Source organism: Lewinella sp. IMCC34191 (assembly GCF_003390935.1).
Taxonomy (GTDB): domain Bacteria; phylum Bacteroidota; class Bacteroidia; order Chitinophagales; family Saprospiraceae; genus Neolewinella.
Genome location: NZ_QNQZ01000001.1, coordinates 1,076,947 through 1,091,022, shown reverse-complemented (window position 1 = coordinate 1,091,022; position 14,076 = coordinate 1,076,947). Strand labels below are relative to the sequence as shown.

Genomic DNA, 14,076 nt, shown 5'->3' with positions numbered 1-14,076 from the left:
GCAAATATAGTAAGGCGATGTCGGTTCGGTCCCTCCCGCGGCCAGCTTTACGGAAGGGAATAGATATACCACCATTTCTCCCGCGATAGCAGCCCGAAGGGTAAGTGGCTCACCAGCCAGTCGGGCCGGTCGCTGTACACGAGTTGGGAGCCGGCCGGTGGCCGCGGTTCATCCCGCGTCCGGATAAGGTATAAGCAGGGCGACGGAGCGCAGGTAGAAACCGAATCCCCAACCGGAACGATGCGGTGGCCCGGACGGTGGTAAAAATATCCGGTAGCGCCCTCCGCTTTGATGATGCGGGCATCCGGTCCGGTTAGCGTAGCGGGTCCCGGATAGGCCACGTAAAGAAACCGTAGCGGTGGCATCTCCGAAGCGGCTGGGCGAACCACCACCGCCGCCAGCAGTAGCGCGTTCAGCACCAGGCACAGCCATCCGAAGCCGCGGAGCGGACGTTTGCCGATGGTCTGCAACAGCCAGGAACGGGTTCCCTGCCAGGCCCCGGCCATCAGGACCGGTAGCAGCGGAATCAGCGGATACAAAAACCGAATGTCCTTCCTGCCAATTACCGAATGCACGATAAGAAAGACTCCGACCGCCCAGCTAAGCGGGTCCCGTCCATATTTATAGAGGTAATACCCGGTGGCCAAAACGTAGAGCAAACCGAGGGGCGGTATACCCCGGAGAAAAACCAGTTCTATGTATCCCCACCACGGCAAGGTGCCATAGGCCGCGGCCTTACCGGCTACCAAGTTGGCGGCGAAGTAGTTCCAGGCCGGTAGCGTCCACTCCCCATAGAGCCAGTAGGTCAGGGGGTAACAAAGGAGGAGAATGAGCCATCCGCCAGTCATTGACATCCATACGGCCGACCATTGGCGCCGGTAAAAGAGCAACCACCAGAGGTAAAAGCCCCCGACAAAGAGCGCCATCTGGTACCGGAATAGAAAGGCCAGCCCGAAGCATACGCCCGCCAAGATCGCTGAACGCCCCCCAGACGGTGTGTAGGCGTTCCGGTCGCTTACACCAAGCGGGAAAAGGAGCAGACCGGTGATGGCCGCCAGTCCCCCCCAGTTCTCACTGCTAAAGCGTACTCCGTTGTAGTATAGGCACCAGTGAAAGAGGAGGAGGAACGGCCACCACGCATAGGGATTTACCTTATGATAGCGGAAATAAAGTAGGGTAGTGACCAGCAGCGTCAGCAGTCCAGAAAGCAATCGCAGTACGAAACTTACCCCGAACGGGTCCACCGGACCGAAAACCTCGAATAGGCGGTATATCCCGTATGCCATGGCGGGCTGCAGCGCCGGTCGCATTCGCTCGTGGAATTCCCAGGTTAGGTCGTCCGCGGATGCGATTCCCAGCTTATAGGCAGCAAACTCGAGGATCTGAAAGTGCTCGTCGCCCTGATGGTGCCCCACGCTGAAGGTCGCCGCCAGGAAAAAAAGCAGTGCAGCCAATGCCCAGTATTTCTTACTCATGGGGCCGTAGTGCGTGCACCTCCGTTCTCGTCGTCAACGTATCTGCGAGCGGTGCTTCCGTTCTACCCAGCATGGACAAATCAGGCTGGCCCGCGTCGACCCAACAGCTGTACCAAACCGATCCGACACTATGGATGGCGGCGCGAAACCGATCTTCCACCATCCCGGCCATAGCCTCGGACCACGCCCGGGCGTATTCCGTACACTGCATCTGGACCTGACGACCTAACCGCTCCTCAAAGCACAATTGTTGGTCGGCGGCAAATTGCTCACTTAGTCGCCTTTCCGTACGGAGTACACTATCCACCAGGCTATGACTTTCTAACACGATCTCCCAATAATAGGTCTGGGGATCGTCGATGTACTCGGCCGGCCCCACGAAGTAATCGTACTCCTCATCGGCGAACAGTTCCGGCAAGCGGCTCTCCCAGAAGGCGTGAATGCCCGTCTGACCGGTCAACTGACCGTTATAGTTTTCGGTGGTGTGCAGCGGGACGTGAGCGTCGCCGACGTAGTGGCCCATTTCGGCCGCCAACTGTAAAATACGGTTGGCGTCTTCCCGCACGAAGGCGTTCGTAAGCTGCCGGTGGTAAGATATGAGGTGGTAGGGAAGGATACCGTGATCGCTGAAGGCTTCGTAGAATTCGAATCGGTCACCCCGCAGCGGAACCCCGAGTTGCCGTAGGGAGTCCGTCCGGTCTTCCTCGATATTTCCGTACCAGAGGCTTTGGTAGGGACGCAGTGGCAAGTCGATCGTATGGTCCGCGGAGCGAATCAGCACGATATCATCTTCCACGAGAACCGTATCCAGCACCCAAGCGATGGTGTCTCCGCCTGCCGTGATGTCTAGCACGCTGCCGTACTGCATGCGCGCGGCAGCGTAGTTACGCGGAAGATCGTCGAAGGGTGAAGCACCGTAGTGGTCCAGGTCCATGTAATGCCGGATGGCTTCGCCGTTCGCGGCGTACCGTCGCTTGTCCGGATCCACGGCGTGCTCGCTGAGGTAATCGATCTGCCCCCGGAAGAAGGGCATCATTTCCGTAGGAAGGGTAAAGGTCGCCAGGCGATTGATGCGCCGGTGACCGAAGAAACCCCATTCCGGTTGGTAAGCGGAAGCCAACACCGCGCCGGCGATCAGGAGCGCGATGGTAAAACAGATCCGGCCGCCACTAGAACGAATCATAGCCGACTAGTAAGGGTTGGGTGGTTTCTACGGCAAGTAGGGCCCAGTCCCGCCCGTCGTTGATGTATGCGTGATAGGCCATCAATTCCTGGTCCGGCGAATCCGGAAAGCGGTACTGCGGATAAATTTCCGCCACTTGCTCTTCCTTTCCAGCTTCCTTGATACGGATGGTCGCGAATGGCAGCCTCCCTTCCACGGCTTGCTTGCCGGCCACGTCCTGGTTTTGGTACCGACTGATGAAGTACCGTTCGTACCGGCTCAGGACTCCTTCCGCCAGGCCGAAGGGCACTTCCTTAACGGGCCCGGCCGAAGCAACTAGCGGACTGACCCGAAAACTTCCCTCTTCCGCCTTTTCCATCCGGAATCCCTTGCTTCCCTGCCGCGGATAATCGATGCTTAGATATTCCACTTCCCGGGGGTCAACGTCAAAAAGCACTTTGGAGCGCCACTCGTCCCCCTGCAGGTTGAACCGGTGGCGTACGTTGCCGCTCCACATCGGTAGATGCACGATGTAGGGGTTATCGCTGCCCTCTACGATCGCGGCGGTCCCGAGCTCTCCGCTGGCCCCGCCACCGATATAGTAGCCGCGCAGTTTCGTGCCTTCCCGGTCGAACAACTGCACGAGGATACCCCCACCGGCGAGGTTGCGGACCAGATTCGGTACGGCGGTAGAGGCGGGCAGGCTGCGCACCTCCAATTGTTCTACGGCCTGCAGCAGGTTCTTCATCGCGTTGGCGTTGGCCGGATAGTCGTAGTAGCGCCAGCCCGTCGGACCACCCCGGGTCAGTTCCGCCCGGTTGCCCGCTCGGTCTGCAATGAAGATGCGGGCGATGTCATCCGTGTTCGGGTAGGCGAAGGTCCGATCGTCGACCGGCTCGGTCCGGGTTGGGTCTAAGGTGGCGAAGTAGGCTACGCCTCCGAGGACGACCACGGCGATAAGCAGTAGAAGCGTTCGCTGCATGAGGATCAGTTTCGGGCGTACCGACGCCGGCGTAGATAATTAAACAGCCAACCGAAGATGCCCAGTGCGACCAGCGGGACGGCCAGGTTCAGGGCACGCCAGTAGCCGGCTTCGGCCAGCGCGCGGTTCTGATCCAGTAGCCGCAGCTTTACCTGCTTGCTCCGGCTGGTTATCACCCCATCCGGATTCAGGAGGTACTCGATGGCGTTGAGCATAAATGCCTTGTTGGCGTAGGGAATCTTCGAATAAGGATTGACCCCCAGGAACCCGATCTCTCCGCGGTTATTGACGCTGTTGGCCATCACGTCGCCGTCGCTGACTACGATCATCGAAGTGGGAACCGATTCGGAGCGATAGGTCATGCCGCTCTGCCGGAGCACGGCCTCGTTCTCGCGGCTCAGTCGATTCGCGTAGGGGCTTTCGAATTTGCCCTCCAACAGGATCGCAAGGGGAAGATTTTCTTCGTTGAAGCGGTCCAAATCGACGCTGAACTTTTGGGCGTCGAGATCGATCGGGGACGGAAGACGCTGGCGGCGGCTGTTGCTGCTGCTGGATAGTAACACGGTTTCCCGGACGCCCGGGCCGGCCTCCAGCTGCTCGATGAGGGTTGGGTAGCGCATGTCTACGCCATCGATGTTCTGAACGATCGGGTGGTCGGAATCCGGTAGGGCCAGTACGTGGTATGGGAAGGGCACCAGGGTGGGCTTCGGACCCGACTGCCCCTGAGTCGTCACGATGGGGATAGGCGTATTCACCAGGTCGAGCACCAGTTGATTACCAAGCCTGAAGCCATATTTGAAGAAAAGATCCTCCAATCCCAATTCCCGCGTTTGCGGATAGGCCTCCCCGGTCGCACGGAGACTGTCGAAATCCATGGCGACCGCATCCATCGCCCACAGGACTTTGCCGCCGTTCATGACGTATTGGTCCAGTTTGAAGGCCTGAAAGTCGGTGAACGGAATGGTCGGTTTGGCTACGATGAGCACCTGAATTTGCTGGGGGATCGTGGCGAAACTGTCGAGGTACACCGGACCGACGTCGTAATCCTTGCGAAGTTCCGATACCAGGTCCGCCGTGGCCCGCGCACCGAGTTCGCCGTTGCCGAGCGTGAATCCGACGATCGGTTTCCGGTTATTGGTCAGACTGGTGATCGCCTGCATGAATTTATACTCGATCAGGTTTTCCGCCTGATTCAACTGGTTGGCCAGCGGTACGTCGGGTCGGGTCGTCTCGAGCATGGGCACTACCCGGTAGCGATTACCGTAGTAAAACAGGGCGTAGGGATAAATAGCCTTGGTGGTGCGCTCGCCGGCCGTCTGCTGGTAATCGGTCAGCGGGACGATGCCATCCTCGAGCATGGCTTCCTGCCGCTCCCGGATATCTTCCGGATCGCCGGCAAGGGGGTCTACGAATTCATACTCGATCGCATCGGTATAGCCCGCGAAATCTTCGAGGGTTTCCGCTACGCGCGTGCGGAGTCGATCGTAGCTGGCGGGTAAGTCGCCATCCAAAAGGATGCGGACGTAGATCGGTTCCCGCAGCGAGTCCAGGCTTCGAATGGTATTGTCGGTAAGCGTGTACCGGCCGTCCTCCGTGAGGTCCAGCGCGGAATACAGGCGGGTGCCGCCGAGGCGGGCATTGGCCAATACGTTGATGACGATGAGCAGGCCCACCGCCAGCACGAACTGCAGCAGCGACTGGAAGCGATGTTTTTTCTCGAGTGACGCCATGATAACCGGGCGTGAAGATAGGAATTGGACAGGGTAACGCGGTCGATTGTAAATTCGGTGCGTCAATGAAGAATCTACTTGTCGCCCTGGGGGCTATCCTGCTGATTTATCTCGTGATCACTTTCTTCGTCAGCGGGATGGTACTCGACACACCCCACCGTAGCCTGGAGGAGTCCTATCGGATTGGCAGGGAGCGATGGCACCTCAATCTGGATAGTATCGAGGCAAGCCTTCCACCACGCGAAAGGGTCAGCTTCAGAAGCCCGGTGGATGACCTTATTCTTCGGGGATGGTGGTACCGCCGGGATACCGCAACCTGTGGCATCTTACTGGCCCACGGTTACCACGATACCCGGGTCGCGATGCTAAAGTATACACCGCTATTTGACCACTGTGGCTGTGACCTGCTCCTGTATGATCATCGCGGTTTCGGCGAAAGTGACGAGGCGTACGCAACCGGTGGGGTCAACGAAGCATCCGATCTTATTGCCGCGCACCAATACCTGAAGGAGTTGACGGGTTTATCGGACGACCGGATCGGCTGGGTGGGCGAAAGCTGGGGTGCGGCTGCGGCCCTGATAGCCGCCGGTTCGGGAAGTATACGTCCGGCATTCCTCGTGGCCGAAAGCCCGTATGCTGACTGGGAAACCGCCATCACCGAACGCGGAGTGCGGGATTTCGGCCCCGTATTGTCGCTACTCACCCCCGGAACCTTTGCCTGGGTCGGGGTGCGTAACGGAACGGACTTCGCGGCGGCCAGCCCGGTAGCGTATGCCGATCAAATCGCTTCGCCCGTACTACTCGTCCATTCGCGCCAAGATACCCTGACCGCTCCCCGGCAGTCGGATTTGATTGCCGAACGAGTCCAGGCGGACTTGCTCACCTACCGTCCCCTCGACTGGGGAGCATGGCACGCCCACAATATTGTCTGGCGACCGGGGGCGTATGCCCGAATGGTCGACTCCTTCCTACTGGTCCAAAGCGCTGAATTTTGCCGTTAAGGCAGGCAAATCGGGACATTGTCGGCGACTCGCCGCTCAAGAATTGCGAGCGATTCGTACCTTTGAAGACCCCACGAAGACGTGCTGTCAGATACGTTGCCTTAAATCAGCACTTACTATGAAGCGAATAAGTCGATTACTCTGTTTCTTTCTGTTGCTCGGTGTACTCTCCGCCTGTGAGGAAGACATCAACCCGGATTACGCCCGCGAGGTCGCCGATCCGGAGTTGTATCACCGTTCGGTTAAGCAGTTGACGGACGTCATCGTTCACGATATATTCTCGCCGCCGGTAGCCAGCCGCATCTACTCCTATTCCAGCATTGCCGGATACGAGGCCATGGCCGCTGGTGACCCCAATCTGGTCAGCCTGTCCGGTCAGATCGCCCACCTCGAACCGGTACCGGCTCCCCCCGCCAACGTGGAAATTGCCTATCCGGTCGCCGCCATGGTTGCCCAGTGGAAGGTCGGCAAGAGCCTGATTTTTAGCGAGGACAAAATGGACGCCTACCGGGAGCAGTTGTTCGCCGAGCTGCAACAGATCCGTATGCCCATTGAGGTCTTCGATGCCTCCGTCACTTACGGAGAAGCCGTAGCCGATCACGTGATCGCGTGGTACGACGGCGATATGTACAAGCAAACCCGCACTTTCCCCAAGTACTCTATCACCAACGATGAATCGAAGTGGCAGCCCACGCCGCCGGATTATATGGATGGGATCGAGCCGAGCTGGATGAAGATCCGCCCCTTCACGCTCGATAGCGCCAACCAGTTTATCCCGCCGCCGCCCACCGAGTACAGCCTCGACCCCGATAGTAAGTGGATGGCCGAGGTCAACGAAGTGTACTCCGTATTCACCGGCGTTGATGAGCAAGAGTCCGTTCAGCGGCAGGCCATCGCGCAGTTCTGGGACTGCAATCCTTACGTCAGTCATACGGTCGGTCACCTGATGTTCGCCACGAAGAAGATCACCCCGGGGGGGCACTGGATCAACATCGCGTCCATCGCGGCCCGTCAGGCCGATGCCGATTTTGCCCGTACGGTAGAAACCTACGCGGCAACCAGTATCGCGATGTTCGACGCCTTTATCAGCTGTTGGGATGAGAAGTACCGCAGCAAGCTGGTACGGCCCGAAACCTTCATCAATCGTCATATCGATCAGGAGTGGCGGCCCCTGCTGCAGACGCCTCCCTTCCCCGAGCACACCAGCGGTCACTCGGTGGTTAGTCGGGCGTGTGCCATCGTCCTGACGGACATTTACGGCGACAACTTTGCCTTCGACGACGATAGCGAGGAAGAATACGACCTGCCTACGCGTAGCTTTCCCAGCTTTCTGGCCGCCAGCGAGGAAGCGGCCGTTAGCCGGCTATACGGGGGCATCCATTACCGGCCCGCTATCGACTACGGAATCGCCCAGGGGGAATCCGTGGGGAAGCACGTACTGGAAACCCTCCGTACCCGCGTAATGATCACCGAGGATCGCCCGCGGTGAACCTGCTCCTCGCGGTAATCGGCCAACTTATCATTTATCTGCTGCTATTTGTTGCCGATCCTTATTTCGGTACCCTCATCTCGGCGGTGCTCGGAACCATTGCCCTGGCGATCTGGCTGCTGAGCTTCCTGGTGGAGATGATCGAGCCCAGTCGGGTCAGCAGCCGATACTACCAATTCGTGTTTACGGCCTGGGTATCCCCCCTGGCAGCACTCGTCGGATACATTGTACTGAACGGGGAAATAGGCTGGCTATAGGCCCGAACATGTGGCCTAAACCGCTGCTTGAATAAACCATGAAGCGTTTAATCATCTATTCGCGGGGTCGACTTTCCGCATTCGGCTATGCCTTCCAGGGGGCGTACGACCTGCTTCGGAATCACGCTCCATCCAAGATCCACATGCTCGCTTTCGCGGGGATCATGATCGTCTCCTGGTGGCTGGAATTTCCCCTGTGGAAATGGGTGGCCGTACTCCTCTGTTCCGGCATGGTGCTCGCCGCAGAAGCTTTGAATACAGCGGTTGAGTACGTCGTCGATCTCGTAAGCCCGGATTATCACGTCCTGGCCGGCAAAGCAAAGGACGTAGCCGCGGCGGCCGTACTCTTTACCGCCGTTTTCTCCGGAATCGTGGCCCTCTTGCTGATCGCCGATGCGATCTGGTGGCACGAACCGTACCTGCGGCCTCAGTAGGTTTTAGTCATGTTTTCCGGAACGAGCAGGATAAAGTCTGCCGTGCCCTCCGATTCGGGTCGCAGCCTGCGCATATCTTTCTGTTCGAGCGTACTGATCGTAACCACTTTAAGCTGTGGACGGTACTGCCGGAGGTACCATACGATCCCTTCGTAATGGTCGCTGTGGTAGCTGCCGTTGATGTGCAGGAAGGGTCGGCCAGGGCGCGCGTGGTTCACGATCTGCCAGGCCATGGTGGCATCCTTGATAGCCTGCGCCTTCGGGAAATTTTCTCCGCCGTGCGGGCTGGACTGATTAGGCATTTGCATTGCCTTATAACTGGAAAGCTCGGGGTCGAAGGGTGGGGGAATGGGCGGCAATTGCTGAAGCTCCGAACCCTTTAGCGTTTTGAGGTAGATGAACCCCCGCTGAAAAACCATTTGCGCGTATTGGCGCGGGATGTTGGTGGCTATGACGGCTACGCTGTCTTGCCGGGCCCGATTGAGGATAGGCAGGTAGTCGGTGTGAAAGTTCGGCCAGACGCCTCCGGTATAGTGATCCAGTTCTTCAACGGTGAGGCTGTCGGCCATAAATTTGGACAGGGCATCCTGCTCGTCGGTTTCAAACATCTCCATGCCGAGATCGTAAGTTCCCAGCGCCTTGATGATCTCCAGCTGCATCCAGTGAGAGATGGGATTGTCGTGATATTCACCGAACAGGATGACATCCGCTTCCCGCAGGTTGCGGGCCATATAGGAGAAGGGAACTTCGCGTCCTCTCTTATCATATAGTGCAAAAGCACGTGGATTAGTCTGTGCCTGGAGCATGACACTCACGAGCAACAAACTAATCCACGTTAACAGTAATCTCATAGCCTCAGACGTTTATCGTCCAGCCAAAGATACTAACTATGCTTTATGCCTTAGTACGGCATCTCTCCGCCGGTCGCGCCCATTACCTCACCGGTAATGTAGCTGGCTTCCTGGGAGGCGAGCAGTACGTATACCGGAGCAAGCTCCACGGGCTGGCCGGGACGCTTCAGCAAGGTTGAACTGCCGAACTTCTCGATCTTGTCCTGGGGCTGTCCACCCGAAGACTGGAGCGGTGTCCAGAACGGTCCGGGAGCCACGGCGTTTACCCGGATCCCTTTCTCGGCAACCTGGGCGGCGAGCGCCTTCGTGAAGGCCACGTTCGACGCCTTGGTCTGGGCGTAATCGATCAGGCTGGCTGATGGGTCGAAGGACTGTACGGAGGCGGTATTAATGATGGATGCACCGGCTGACATATGCTTAAGAGCGGCCTTGGTGATCCAGAACGGCGCATATACATTGACCTTAAACGTATTGTCGAACTGTTCGGTGGTCAGGTCATCGATGTGGGCCTGCGCGGTCTGGCGACCGGCGTTATTGACCAAAATATCCAGTCCGCCGAGTTCGCTCACGGCCTTTTCCACCAGTTCCTGGCAGAACTTTTCAGAGACGATGTCACCGGGGATCGCAACGGCTTTGCGGCCTTCTGCTTTGATCAGGCTGACAACCTCCTGCGCATTCGACTCTTCGCTTGGCAGGTAGCAAATGGCCACGTCGGCACCCTCACGGGCAAACGCGATCGCCGCGGCGCGGCCTATACCGGAGTCACCACCGGTGATCAGCGCCTTGCGGTCTTCCAGTCGGCCAAATCCTACGTAGCTTTCTTCCCCGTGATCGGGTTCGGGGTCCATTTTATTCACGGAACCCGGACGATCCTGTGGCTGGCGGGGAAAGGGCGGCGCCGGATATTGCTTCAGGGGATCTTGCTTTCGGTAGCGGTCGGTTAATTTATTAGTAGAAATCATAATTGAATAGTTTAATTAATTCAGTTACCCGGGAAACGGGTCGTCCAATGAGATGTTTGGCTAATCATTCCCTCATCAATTCCTAACAATTTGTTTACGACTTCAACCGCCTATTTTCCCCCTACCGCCTGGTTTCTGGCAGCCATGGAGGAGGAAATATGGCAATGGGAGGCCCACGAAAATTACCAGAAAGGGGGCTGGCGAAATCGCTGCCGCATCGCTACGGCCAACGGACCGCTGCTGCTGAGTGTCCCGCTGCAGGGAGGGAAACACAGTCAGACCCCGGTACGGGAGGTCACCATCAGCGACACCACCGACTGGGCCCGACAGCACGAGCAGGCCATCCGCAGCGCTTACGGCCGCGCGCCGTATTTCGAGTTTTATGCGGATCAGTTGTTTGCCGTGACCCGATCTTCACCGGAGAACCTATGGGCATACAATTGGAGGATCACGACTACGATCCTCGAAATGCTTCAGCTACCCATTGACTTGGAGCACACAACCGAATTTTGCGGCGGAGGCGCAGGTAAAGTGCCGGTCGCTACCGGAGTGCCTCCGTATCCGCAGCCTTTTTCCGATCGGCACGGCTTTATCGACGACCTCAGCATTCTGGATGCGCTCTTTTGTTTGGGTCCGGAACTTAGCACGCTGCTTCACCAACGGTAAATCATCCGCACATCAAATGGTATACTGAAGGCCGTTTCCCGGGCCGGTTGGTTGAAATCAATGAAATCCTCGGCGTATCCCTCGTAGTCGTAGCGGTCTCCCGGACGAATACGGTCCAGGTGATTGACCCGCCGCCAGCGAATACCGAGTCCGATAAGCAGGTCGGCGGAGATCCGACCGTTCCGGCTATCCATGCCCGCTACTACATTAAGGGTAGTGATGCGGCTCTCTACCCGGACCGAATCCAGGTAGGTGGCCTCGACCACCTGCGCATTATTCCGGCCGTCAATGGGTACGACCGCGCGGTGATTTCGGCGTAGGTGATCCAGGCGAAGGCCTACGTAGGGGGAAAGTCGTTCCGCCTGGCGCACGAGATATTTTCTGATGCCAAGGTGCAGGCGGTCGCCCAGGAGGTCGCTGATCGGTTCGCGCTGTTCCGGGGTGGAGATAAGGTAAAGGTGTCCGATCTCCGCTCCGAAACCGGATGGCCAGATTTTGCCCGCCCCGTAGAGGATGCCGGGATTGGACCCATCGAGCACTTTTAGCGGGGAAAGGAAGATGTAATTGCCTGCCAGGTTCGATGGCGTGGAGTCCCGAACTACCTGACCGTAAACTACCTCCAGTGGGAAACAGAAAAGGAGGAGCCAAAGGACCGTAAAAAGCATTTTCGGCATGGGTTTGTATTAGGCTTTGTCAAAACGTTCCGGGACTAAGCCTTGCTGCTTTACCTTCGTCACCATGTCCAATTTAATTGACGCCGGCCTCCAGGCCGACCGCGCGCGCCTGGAAGAAATCATCAAGCGACTCCACGAGCTGACCATACGCATCGGGCACGAGGATATGGCCAACACCGTGAGTGATTTGCGGAATCGCATCTTCGAACCCTTTATGTTCGTGATCGTCGGAGAGGTGAAGGCCGGCAAATCCAGCTTCGTGAACGCGCTGCTGGATACCGGTCAGGAAATCGCCAAGGCCGCCCCGCAGCCGATGACGGATACGATCCAGCAGATCATCTACGGGGAAGAACACCGGGAGGTAACCGTCAATCCCTACCTCAAAAAGATATTTCTTCCCGTTGAAATTCTGCGGGAAATCGCCATCGTCGATACGCCCGGCACGAATACCATTGTGGAGCACCACCAGGAGATCACCGAGCAGTTCATTCCCGCCAGCGACCTTATCGTATTCGTCTTCGAGGCAAAGAATCCCTACCGGCAGTCCGCCTGGGACTTCTTTAAATACATCCACGGCGACTGGCGCAAGAAGACCGTCTTCGTCCTGCAACAGAAGGACCTGGCTACCGCGAACGAGCTGGAGGTCAACACCGCCGGGGTCGCCGAAAAGGCCCGTAAGGAAGGCATCGAAGAACCGAATGTTTTCGTGGTGTCCGCCCGCGAGGAGCAATTGGGTGTCGCAAACAGCGGATTCGATGCGTTGCGGGAATACATCGCCGCCAATATCACCGGCGGGCGGGCCCCGCGCCTGAAGTTGAACAACAGCATCCTTACCGCGCAGACCATCAACGGCCGGATCGCCGAGGGACTGGAGGTGCGGCGATTACAATTCGAGGCGGACAATCGCTTCCGGGCCGACATCGGAGAAACGCTCGACACCGAGGTGGCCCAGAGCAACAAGCAGGTCGATCTCATGGTCGAGAATTTGCTGCTGACCTACGATAACATCACCCGCGAAAAGGAGGAAGAATTACGCAAGGGACTCAGTATGTTCGGCCTGATCAAGCGCAGCGTAGTCTCCAAATTCGGCAGCACCCCGAACGCTAAAGTCTGGCTCGAGGGCATCGCTAAGGATTTGGAAGCCGACCTGAATAACAAACTACGCGGTCGGCTTAACGAACAGGTTGTAGACCTGGCCGAACGTATCCAGAACATGGTCAAGACCATCGACCTGAAGATCCGTAACAGTGAAACCATCCTGCGCAACGACCACGAACTCTTCAGCAGCATCGCCGAGCGACGGGAAAATATCCTGCGCGATCTGCAGGATGCCTTCAACCGCTTCGTCGGCAAAACGGAAAACTTCACCGACGAAAGCCTGCTGGGCGACCGCCAGAACCTGGCTCCTAACCTGGCTGCCGGGGGCGGGGTTGCCGCGCTGGGGGTAATCCTGATGGCGTTGAGCAGTTTGCCGCTGCTCGACGTGACGGGTGGTATCCTGACGACCCTCGGTGTCGTCTTCACCGGCTTCAGCACGCGCGGGATGCGGCGGCGTGTCATTGAAACCTTCGAAAAGGAGGTCGCTTCCGGCCGGGAACAGCTGGCCCAGGATCTGGAAGACCGGCTAAAGTCTTACATCCGTACGCTGCGCACGCGAATCGAGGCGAACTTCAGCCGCTTCGACGAAATGCTCGAACGGGAAGAAAAGAATTTGCTCATTCTGGAGGGCACCCACCGGGAGGTCGACGAGCAGCTCGGCGAGCTTTCGCAGAAACAGCAACTTTAGTCGGGCGTGGCGTACCGATACTACCTGTTGAATAAGCCGTACGGGGTGCTCAGTCAGTTTACCCGGGAGGTGCCGACGCACCGTACGCTCGCGGATCTGCACGATTTTCCGAAGGATGTATACTCGGTCGGCCGACTGGACTGTGACAGTGAAGGGCTCCTGATCCTGACCAATGACCGGCGGCTGACCGATCGGCTGCTGCACCCCCGCCACGGTCATCAGCGAACGTACTGGGTGCAGGTGGAAGGTGACCCGGTGTCAGCAGACCTCGAACGATTGGCTGCCGGACCCGAGATTCGAATTAAGGGAAAGGTACATCAGAGTCTTCCTGTCTCCGTGGAAAGGATCTTACCTGCGGTCCCACGCAGAGATCCACCAATTCGCGTGCGGCAGCAGATACCGGACACCTGGTTGAGCCTGACGATGACGGAGGGCAAAAACCGTCAGGTGCGGAGAATGTGTGCGGCGGTGGGCTTTCCGGTACTGCGATTGATGCGGTATGCTATCGCGGGGGTGACCCTGGACGCGGTCGGCGAGGCGGCGGTAAAGGAGGTCGCCGGTGGTTGGCTCTACGACACGCTTGAACTTCCGCGCGGATAATCTGCTT

14 protein-coding genes are annotated in these 14,076 nt (G+C 58.0%); 7 read left to right on the top strand and 7 right to left on the bottom strand.

What is annotated here, in order from left to right:
• Nucleotides 1-47: 47 nt before the first annotated feature.
• The 4 genes from DRW39_RS04385 to gldG are packed head-to-tail and all read right to left on the bottom strand — an operon-like array spanning nucleotide 48 to nucleotide 5,349.
• Entirely contained in the window at nucleotides 48-1,475 is a 1,428-nt protein-coding gene (locus tag DRW39_RS04385; protein WP_116105740.1) for a hypothetical protein, read from the bottom strand.
• On the bottom strand, nucleotides 1,468-2,658 hold the full coding sequence (locus tag DRW39_RS04380) for a zinc dependent phospholipase C family protein (RefSeq protein ID WP_116105739.1): 1,191 nt from the start codon (nucleotides 2,656-2,658) through the stop codon (nucleotides 1,468-1,470). Before DRW39_RS04380 ends, DRW39_RS04385 begins: the two co-directional genes overlap by 8 nt.
• Nucleotides 2,645-3,619: a hypothetical protein gene (locus DRW39_RS04375; protein ID WP_116105738.1), complete on the bottom strand. Its 975-nt coding sequence runs from the start codon at nucleotides 3,617-3,619 to the stop codon at nucleotides 2,645-2,647. The genes DRW39_RS04380 and DRW39_RS04375 overlap by 14 nt, the downstream gene beginning before the upstream one ends.
• 5 nt (nucleotides 3,620-3,624) lie before the next feature.
• Entirely contained in the window at nucleotides 3,625-5,349 is a 1,725-nt protein-coding gene (gene gldG / locus DRW39_RS04370) for a gliding motility-associated ABC transporter substrate-binding protein GldG (protein ID WP_116105737.1), read from the bottom strand.
• Nucleotides 5,350-5,414: 65 nt separating this feature from the next.
• Here gldG and DRW39_RS04365 point away from each other — a divergent pair, with 65 nt between their 5' ends.
• The 4 genes from DRW39_RS04365 (at nucleotide 5,415) to DRW39_RS04350 (ending at nucleotide 8,530) form a co-directional block, all read left to right on the top strand.
• A complete protein-coding gene (locus DRW39_RS04365; protein ID WP_116105736.1) occupies nucleotides 5,415-6,350 on the top strand; it encodes an alpha/beta hydrolase in 936 nt (311 codons plus the stop codon).
• Between the two features lie 118 nt (nucleotides 6,351-6,468).
• A complete protein-coding gene (locus DRW39_RS04360) occupies nucleotides 6,469-7,839 on the top strand; it encodes a vanadium-dependent haloperoxidase (RefSeq protein ID WP_116105735.1) in 1,371 nt (456 codons plus the stop codon).
• Entirely contained in the window at nucleotides 7,836-8,096 is a 261-nt protein-coding gene (locus tag DRW39_RS04355; RefSeq protein WP_116105734.1) for a hypothetical protein, read from the top strand. The genes DRW39_RS04360 and DRW39_RS04355 overlap by 4 nt, the downstream gene beginning before the upstream one ends.
• A 38-nt stretch (nucleotides 8,097-8,134) precedes the next feature.
• Nucleotides 8,135-8,530: a diacylglycerol kinase family protein gene (locus DRW39_RS04350; protein WP_116105733.1), complete on the top strand. Its 396-nt coding sequence runs from the start codon at nucleotides 8,135-8,137 to the stop codon at nucleotides 8,528-8,530.
• Here DRW39_RS04350 and DRW39_RS04345 read toward each other — a convergent pair.
• Both DRW39_RS04345 and DRW39_RS04340 read right to left on the bottom strand, forming a co-directional pair.
• Nucleotides 8,524-9,381, bottom strand: coding sequence for a ChaN family lipoprotein (locus tag DRW39_RS04345; protein ID WP_116105732.1), 858 nt, complete (start codon nucleotides 9,379-9,381; stop codon nucleotides 8,524-8,526). The two genes, DRW39_RS04350 and DRW39_RS04345, sit on opposite strands and share 7 nt — an antisense overlap.
• A gap of 50 nt (nucleotides 9,382-9,431) precedes the next feature.
• Nucleotides 9,432-10,343: an SDR family oxidoreductase gene (locus tag DRW39_RS04340; RefSeq protein ID WP_116105731.1), complete on the bottom strand. Its 912-nt coding sequence runs from the start codon at nucleotides 10,341-10,343 to the stop codon at nucleotides 9,432-9,434.
• 90 nt (nucleotides 10,344-10,433) lie between these two features.
• Between DRW39_RS04340 and DRW39_RS04335 the strand changes: the two genes are divergently transcribed.
• Nucleotides 10,434-11,009 carry a WbqC family protein gene (locus DRW39_RS04335; protein ID WP_157975924.1) on the top strand — a complete coding sequence of 192 codons (576 nt, stop codon included), beginning with the start codon at nucleotides 10,434-10,436 and terminating at the stop codon, nucleotides 11,007-11,009.
• On the opposite strand, the gene DRW39_RS04330 is transcribed toward DRW39_RS04335, so the two are convergent.
• A complete protein-coding gene (locus tag DRW39_RS04330) occupies nucleotides 10,997-11,683 on the bottom strand; it encodes a hypothetical protein (RefSeq protein ID WP_116105729.1) in 687 nt (228 codons plus the stop codon). The two genes, DRW39_RS04335 and DRW39_RS04330, sit on opposite strands and share 13 nt — an antisense overlap.
• A 64-nt stretch (nucleotides 11,684-11,747) precedes the next feature.
• On the opposite strand from DRW39_RS04330, the gene DRW39_RS04325 reads away from it, so the two are divergent.
• A complete protein-coding gene (locus DRW39_RS04325) occupies nucleotides 11,748-13,469 on the top strand; it encodes a dynamin family protein (RefSeq protein ID WP_116105728.1) in 1,722 nt (573 codons plus the stop codon).
• Between the two features lie 6 nt (nucleotides 13,470-13,475).
• Complete coding sequence (locus DRW39_RS04320) at nucleotides 13,476-14,069, top strand: pseudouridine synthase (RefSeq protein WP_116105727.1); 594 nt, start codon at nucleotides 13,476-13,478, stop codon at nucleotides 14,067-14,069.
• Nucleotides 14,070-14,076 lie beyond the last annotated feature (7 nt).